8 protein-coding genes are annotated in these 7440 nt (G+C 68.0%); 7 read left to right on the top strand and 1 reads right to left on the bottom strand.

The window, feature by feature from the left end:
* The first annotated feature begins 122 nt into the window (after positions 1–122).
* The gene (locus tag RMO97_RS18930) at positions 123–1325 is read left to right on the top strand and encodes a DUF1343 domain-containing protein (protein ID WP_310542561.1); all 1203 of its coding nucleotides are present in this window, start codon (positions 123–125) and stop codon (positions 1323–1325) included.
* Positions 1326–1389: 64 nt separating this feature from the next.
* On the opposite strand, the gene RMO97_RS18925 is transcribed toward RMO97_RS18930, so the two are convergent.
* Entirely contained in the window at positions 1390–2040 is a 651-nt protein-coding gene (locus tag RMO97_RS18925) for an alpha/beta hydrolase (protein WP_215340221.1), read from the bottom strand.
* 154 nt (positions 2041–2194) lie between these two features.
* Between RMO97_RS18925 and RMO97_RS18920 the strand changes: the two genes are divergently transcribed.
* From RMO97_RS18920 to sufD, 6 genes are read left to right on the top strand one after another with little or no spacing between them, the layout of a single operon-like run.
* A complete protein-coding gene (locus RMO97_RS18920) occupies positions 2195–2641 on the top strand; it encodes an Rrf2 family transcriptional regulator (protein ID WP_304779988.1) in 447 nt (148 codons plus the stop codon).
* Complete coding sequence (locus tag RMO97_RS18915) at positions 2638–3780, top strand: cysteine desulfurase family protein (RefSeq protein ID WP_310542560.1); 1143 nt, start codon at positions 2638–2640, stop codon at positions 3778–3780. Before RMO97_RS18920 ends, RMO97_RS18915 begins: the two co-directional genes overlap by 4 nt.
* An 11-nt stretch (positions 3781–3791) precedes the next feature.
* Positions 3792–5261, top strand: coding sequence for a Fe-S cluster assembly protein SufB (gene sufB / locus RMO97_RS18910; RefSeq protein WP_310542559.1), 1470 nt, complete (start codon positions 3792–3794; stop codon positions 5259–5261).
* Entirely contained in the window at positions 5258–5665 is a 408-nt protein-coding gene (locus RMO97_RS18905) for a hypothetical protein (RefSeq protein ID WP_310542558.1), read from the top strand. The genes sufB and RMO97_RS18905 overlap by 4 nt, the downstream gene beginning before the upstream one ends.
* Positions 5665–6411 carry a Fe-S cluster assembly ATPase SufC gene (sufC, locus tag RMO97_RS18900; protein WP_310542557.1) on the top strand — a complete coding sequence of 249 codons (747 nt, stop codon included), beginning with the start codon at positions 5665–5667 and terminating at the stop codon, positions 6409–6411. Before RMO97_RS18905 ends, sufC begins: the two co-directional genes overlap by 1 nt.
* Positions 6408–7439: a Fe-S cluster assembly protein SufD gene (gene sufD, locus RMO97_RS18895; protein WP_310542556.1), complete on the top strand. Its 1032-nt coding sequence runs from the start codon at positions 6408–6410 to the stop codon at positions 7437–7439. Before sufC ends, sufD begins: the two co-directional genes overlap by 4 nt.
* The last annotated feature ends 1 nt before the right edge of the window (position 7440 follow it).

Genomic DNA, 7440 nt, shown 5'->3' with positions numbered 1-7440 from the left:
ACGGCGGTGATCGAGCAGAGGGACGGCCTCAAGTCCTACTGGGCCCTGGCCCACCCGGCCGGGCGACCGGACTTCCACCACGCCGACGGCTTCTCGCAGATCCTCACGCCAGCAGAGCGCGCATGAAATTTGGCCTCGATCGACTTCTCGCCGAACCGCAACTGCGCGCGCCTCTGAAGGGGCGCCGCGTCGGCCTCGTGGCGCACCCGGCCTCGGTGACCCAGGACCTGACCCACGCCCTGGACGCTCTGGCCGCCTGCGAGGAAATCCAGCTGTCCTCGGCCTTCGGGCCGCAGCACGGCCTGCGGGGCGACAAGCAGGACAACATGGTGGAGAGCCCGGACTTCGATGACCCGGTGCTCGGCATCCCGGTCTTCAGCCTCTATGGCGAGGTGCGCCGCCCCACCGGCCAGATGATGAGCACCTTCGACGTGGTGCTGATCGACCTGCAGGATCTGGGCTGCCGAATCTACACCTTCGTCACCACCCTTCGGTACATGCTTGAGGCGGCCGCCGCCCACGGCAAGGAGGTCTGGGTGCTGGATCGCCCTAACCCCGCCGGCCGCCCCGTCGAGGGCCTGACCCTCAGGGACGGTTGGGAGAGCTTCGTCGGCGCAGGGGCCATCCCCATGCGCCACGGCCTGACCCTGGGCGAGCTGGGCCACTGGTTCATCAAGACCTTCGACCTCGACGTGACGTATCGGGTGATCGAGATGGAGGGCTGGAAGCCTGAGGCGGCGCCCGGCCACGGCTGGCCGCAGGGCGAGCGCGCCTGGGTCAATCCCAGCCCCAACGCGCCGAATCTCTGGATGGCGCGCGCCTATGCCGGCACGGTGATGCTGGAAGGCGCGACCCTGTCGGAGGGCCGTGGCACCACCCGCCCCTTGGAGCTGTTCGGCGCGCCGGACATCGACGCCCGCGCCGTGCTGGAGGAAATGAAGGCTTTCGCACCCGAGTGGCTGGCGGGCTGCGTGCTGCGGGAGTGCTGGTTCGAGCCGACCTTCCACAAGCATGTGGGAAAGCTCTGCAACGGCCTGCAGATTCACACCGAGGGGCCGGGCTACGACCACGACGCCTTCAAGCCCTGGCGGGTCCAGGCCCTGGCCTTCAAGGCGATCCGGCGGCTCTATCCCGACTACGATCTGTGGCGCGACTTCCCGTACGAGTACGAGCTCGGCAAGCTGGCCATTGACGTAATCAACGGCGGGCCGCTGCTGCGGGAATGGGTGGATGACCCGGCCTCGACGCCTGAGGACCTCGACGCCATCACGGTCCCGGACGAGCAGGCCTGGCTGATCGAGCGCCAACCGCATCTGCTCTACTAGCGGGAAGCGTGACAGCCTGAAGTGGATGCCGGTTCAGGCGTCCGTCACGCGTCAACTATGATTCCTAAATCGGGTCGGCTGCGATGCGCTTGTCGAGATAGGTCCCGACGCGCTGCTCGACGTCGGGGAGGTTCTCGGCCCAGAAGTGGGTCGCGCCCTCGATCACCTCGTGGTCGATGACGATGCCCTTCTGGGTGCGGAGCTTGGAGACCACGCGCTCGACTTCAACCGGCGGCACCACCGTATCCGCGCCGCCGTGCAGGATCAGGCCCGAGGCCGGGCAGGGGGCCAGGAAGCTGAAGTCATACATGTTGGTGGGGGGCGAAACGGAGATGAAGCCGTCCGTCTCCGGGCGACGCATCAGGAGCTGCATGCCGACCCAGGCGCCGAAGGAGTAGCCGGCCACCCAGCACTGCGAGGCCGCAGGGTTGGTGGTCTGCAGCCAATCCAGGGCGGTGGCCGCGTCGGCCAGTTCCCCGATGCCTGAGTCGAACTCGCCCTGGCTGCGGCCGACGCCGCGGAAGTTGAAGCGTAGGGTGGAGAAGCCGCGCTTCATGAAAAGGTGAAAGAGCTGAACCGCCACCGGGTGGTTCATCTGGCCGCCGGCGCGCGGGTGGGGGTGCAGTATCAGCGCGATCGGCGCCGTTTCACTCTTGCCCGCCGAGTACCGGCCCTCAATGCGGCCGGCCGCGCCGGTCAGAACCACTTCAGGCATGCCATCCTCACGTCGAATAGTTGACTCACGCGCTTGGTCTTCCTAGATCACGCCCTCAGGCGAGCTTCTGGGATATGGCCCCGCGCAAGGCGGCGGCTTTAACACAGGGGCCTTGTCAAACGCTCGAAAATTCGCAACCGGATTTCGCCCAACCATGCGCCTCAGCACCAAAGGCCGCTACGCCGTGATGGCCATGGCCGATCTCGCGCGCCGTCAGGGCTGCGGCGAGGAGGGCGAACGGGCCGTGTCCCTGGCCGAGATCGCGACACGCCAGCAGATTTCACTGTCCTATCTCGAACAGCTCTTCGCCCGCCTGCGCCGCCGCGGCCTGGTGAAGAGCCTGCGCGGCCCGGGGGGCGGCTACCTGCTGGCCCGCACGGCCGAGACCACCAACATCGCCGACATCGTCATGGCCGTGGACGAACCCCTGCGCGCCACCCGCTGCTCCACCAAGGGCAAGGGTTGCATGCTGAAGGGCGAGCGCTGCCTGACCCACGACCTGTGGGAAGAGATGGGCCGCCAGATCGAAGGCTACCTGGCCTCGGTCACCCTGGCCGACGTCGTCACAGGCCGCCTGGGCGCGGCGAGGCAGGCGGCATGAGCGGCGTATATCTCGACTTCAACGCCACCGCGCCGGTGCGCCCCGAAGCGATCGCGGCGATGACGCGCGCCCTGGAAAGCGGTGGCAACCCGTCCTCGATCCACGCCGCGGGCCGAGCCGCGCGCGCACTCGTCGAACAGGCCCGCGAGGAGGTCGCCGCCCTGATCGGCGGCCCGGCCTCCACCGTGGTCTTCACCGGCGGGGGCACCGAGGCCAATGCGCTCGCCGTCGAGAGCGCCGTGGCGACCGGATCCAAGCGCCTGATCGTCAGCGCCATCGAGCACGAGAGCGTGGTGGAGACGGCCAAAGCGAGCGGGGCTCAGGTGGAGCTGCTGCCCGTCGGGACCGACGGCTTGGCCGATCTCGACTGGCTGAGGACCCGGCTGGCGTCCTGGGACGCCGGGGACGGCAAGCCCTTCGTGGCCCTGATGCTCGCCAACAATGAGACCGGGATTATCCAACCGGTCGCCGAGGCTTCCGAGATCGTGCGCGCCGCCGAGGGCTGGCTGCACGTCGACGCCATTCAGGCCGCCGGCAAGATCGCCCTCGACAGCCGGGCCCTGGGCGCCGACACCCTCACCATCTCAGGCCACAAGTTCGGCGGGCCTCAAGGCGTGGGCGCGCTCACCTTCGGCCCCCGCGCCACCCTGGTGCGCCGCCAGCACGGCGGCGGGCAGGAGCGGGGACGCCGCGCGGGCACCGAGAATGTCGCGGGCATCGCGGGTCTGGGCGCCGCCGCCGCCGCCGCCCTGCGCGACCTGGAGACCTTCGCAGGCCAGGCCGCCCTTCGCGACCTCGCCGCCGCATGCCTGGAGGCCGAGGGCGCCGTGGTGATCGCGCCCGACTCGCCGCGCCTGGCCAACACCCTCTGCGTCGCCAGCCCCGGCCATGCCTCGGACCTGCAGGTGATGGGCCTCGACTTGATGGGTGTCATGGTCAGCGCCGGCTCGGCCTGCTCTTCCGGTAAGGTCAAGGCCAGCGCCGTGCTCACCGCCATGGGCCTCACCGCCCTGGCGCCCTACGCCATCCGGATCAGCGGCGGCTGGGCCACCGGCGAGACCGACTGGGCCGCCTTCGTCGCGGCCTGGAGCGATGTTCATTCCCGACACGCGGCCCGTCGCCGCGCGCCGGCGGCTTAGGAGTTCACATTATGGCCGCCGTCAAGCAGACCATCGAACATGTTGAAAGCCTGGAGAAGTACCAGCACGGCTTCGTCACCGACATCGCCCAGGATTTCGCCCCCAAGGGCCTGAACGCCGACATCGTGCGCTTCATCTCGGCCAAGAAGGACGAGCCGGAATGGATGCTGGCCTGGCGGCTGGACGCCTTCGAGCGGTGGCTGGCCATGGACGAGCCCGAGTGGGCCAAGGTCCACTTCCCGCGCATCGACTATCAGGACAGCTACTATTACGCCGCCCCCTCGCAGAAGAAGGGTCCCGCGAGCCTGGACGAGGTCGATCCCGAGATCCTGGCTGTCTACGAAAAGCTCGGTATCCCCTTGAAAGAACAGGCCGTCCTGGCCGGCGTCGAGGGCGCGCCGCGCTACGCCGTGGACGCGGTGTTCGACAGCGTCTCGGTGGTCACCACCTTCAAGAAGGAGCTGGCCCAGGTCGGCGTGATCTTCTGCTCCATGAGCGAGGCGATCCGCGAGCATCCGGAGCTGGTGAAGAAGTACCTCGGCTCCGTCGTGCCGGTGTCCGACAACTACTATGCGTGCCTGAACGCCGCGGTCTACTCCGACGGCAGCTTCGTCTATGTGCCGCCGGGCGTCCGCTGCCCCATGGAGCTGTCGACCTATTTCCGCATCAATGCGGAGAATTCCGGCCAGTTCGAGCGCACCCTGATCATCGCCGACAAGGGCTCCTACGTCTCCTATCTGGAGGGCTGCACCGCCCCCATGCGCGACGAGAACCAGTTGCACGCCGCCGTGGTGGAGCTGGTCGTGATGGACGACGCGGAGATCAAGTATTCCACGGTCCAGAACTGGTACCCGGGCGACCCCGTCACCGGGAAGGGCGGCATCTACAACTTCGTCACCAAGCGCGCCGACTGCCGCGGCGACCGCTCCAAGGTGTCCTGGACCCAGGTCGAGACCGGCTCGGCCATCACCTGGAAATACCCCTCCTGCATCCTGCGCGGCGAGGGTTCGGTGGGCGAGTTCTATTCCATCGCCATCACCAACGGCCGCCAGCAGGCCGACACCGGCACCAAGATGATCCACCTGGGCGCCAACACCCGATCGCGCGTCATCTCCAAGGGCATCAGCGCGGGCCGGTCGTCCAATACCTACCGCGGCCTGGTCTCGGCCCACCCCAAGGCCAAGGGCGCGCGCAACTTCACCCAGTGCGACAGCCTGCTGATCGGCAAGACCTGCGCGGCCCACACCGTGCCCTATATCGAGGCCCGCAACGGAAGCTGCGTCTTCGAGCACGAGGCCACCACCACCAAGCTCTCGGAAGACCAGCTGTTCTACGCCATGCAGCGCGGGCTTTCGCAGGAAGAGGCCGTCCAGCTGCTGGTCAACGGCTTCGTCAAGGACGTGCTGCAGGAGCTGCCCATGGAGTTCGCCGTGGAAGCCCAGAAGCTCGTCGCCATCTCCCTCGAAGGGTCCGTCGGATGACCCTGCCCACTTCGGAACGGATCGCCGCCATGTCCTTCAGGCAAGTCTTTGACGCCGAGCGTCTGAAACGCGACGCCGACCGCCGCGCGCGCGCGGACGCCGAGCGCGCCCGCCAGGAGGCCGACGAGGCTCGCTCCATCGAGCTCTATGACATCCTGGCCGCCGACGCGGAATTTCTGGCGGAGAAGAAGCTGGTCCTGGAGCGTTCACGCTACACCGTGGGCCTCGAACACGCCGACTTCCGCCTGCGCGCCTATTTCGAAGACGCCCAGATCAACGTCACCGCCGCCGACAAGCGCTCGGCCACCACCATCACCGCGGCCCCCACCAAGCAGCAGTCCGTCGACAGCGTCGAACAGGCCCTGGACGTGCTGGCCCAATACCTAGCCGACGAGACCGCCTGATGCTGCATATCGAGAACCTGCGCGCCGAGGTGGACGGCAAGGAAATCCTCAAGGGCCTATCGCTGGACGTACCCGCGGGTGAGGTCCATGCCATCATGGGTCCCAACGGGGCGGGCAAGTCGACCCTCTCCTATGTGCTGACCGGCCGCTCGGGCTATGACGTCACCGGCGGAACCGCGACCCTGAACGGCGAGGATCTGCTGGCCCTCGACCCCAGCGAACGCGCGGCCAAGGGCGTCTTCCTGTCCTTCCAGTATCCGCTGGAGATCCCCGGCGTTCCGGCCCTGACCTTCATCCGCACGTCCATGAACGCCCAGCGCAAGGCGCGCGGCGAGGCCGAGATCAGCGCGCCGGCCTTCCTGAAGCTGGCTCGCGAACACGCAGCGGCTCTGAAGATCGACTTCGAGATGCTGAAGCGCGCCCTCAACGTCGGCTTCTCCGGTGGCGAAAAGAAGCGAATGGAAATCTTCCAGATGGCCATGCTGGCCCCACGCTTCCTGATCCTGGACGAGACCGATTCCGGCCTGGACATCGACGCGCTGAAGATCGTGTCGGAAGGCGTCAACGCCATGCGCTCGCCCGACCGCGGCATGCTGGTGATCACCCACTATCAGCGCCTGCTGGACTACATCAAACCCGACAAGGTCCACGTCCTGGCGGGCGGCCGCATCGCCGCCACCGGCGGGCCCGATCTGGCGCTCGAGCTCGAGCGCGAAGGCTACGACAAGTATGCGAGGGCCGCTTGAGCCTTAGCGCCGCACTGAAATCCGGCGACGTCAGCCTGCTGCCCGGCAAGCGTGACGAAGACTGGAAATGGACCGACCTGCGCGGCCTGCTGCGGGTTCTGCCGGCGACGGCTCCGGCCCTGGACCTCGCGGGCCTGACCGAAGGGCCCTTCGACGCCCTGGCCGATGAGCGCCACCTGGTGGCCGGCGGCCAACCGGATGTGGTCATCGAGGTCCCGGCCGACGGCAAGCTGGCTGTCGCCCTGCGCGTCCTGTCGCGCGACGGTGGCGCGCTTGCCAGCAAGGTCACCGTTCGGGTCGGGGCGAACGCCAAGCTACGCTTGCTGGAAAGCTATGAGGGCGATTCCAGCGCCTATGTCACCGACACCGCCCTGACGATCGTTCTGGACGCCGGCGCAGCCGTCGAACGCGTCGTCCTGGCCGCCGACGGCGCCGAGGGGGTCAATGTCAGCCAGGCCCAGGTCACCCTGTCGCCCGGCTCCGATTACGGCCAGACTGTCATCACCAACGGCGCCCGCCGCCAGCGCATCGAGACCCAGGTCACCCATCCGGGGGCCGAGGCCAAGCTGCGACTCGATGGGCTCTATCTGCTCGAAGGCAAGCGCCACGCCGACCTGACCACCATGGTCCTGCACCAGGGCGTCGACGGCGCCACCGACCAGTTCACGCGCGGCGTGGTTCGTGACCAGGCGCGCGGCATCTTCCAGGGCCGGATCGTGGTGGAGGAAGGCGCCGACCGCACCGAGGCCCGCATGCGTCACAACGCGCTGATCCTCTCCGATAAGGCCGAGATCGACGCCAAGCCTGAGCTTCTGATCTTCGCCGATGACGTCCAATGCGCCCATGGCAACACCATCGGGGCCCTGGACGAGGAGGCGCTGTTCTACATGCGCCAGCGCGGCTTGCCCGAGGCCGAGGCCCGCGCCCTGCTGATCGAGGCCTTCGTCGGCGCCGTGGCCGATCGGATCTGGTTCGAGCCCGTCCGCGACATCGCGCGGTCCTGGGCCGCCGACCGGCTGAGGGCCTGAG

The organism is Phenylobacterium sp. (assembly GCF_031425575.1).
GTDB lineage: Bacteria > Pseudomonadota > Alphaproteobacteria > Caulobacterales > Caulobacteraceae > Phenylobacterium.
Note: the sequence above shows the minus strand (reverse complement) of the source record. Positions and strands in the feature narration are given on the sequence as shown.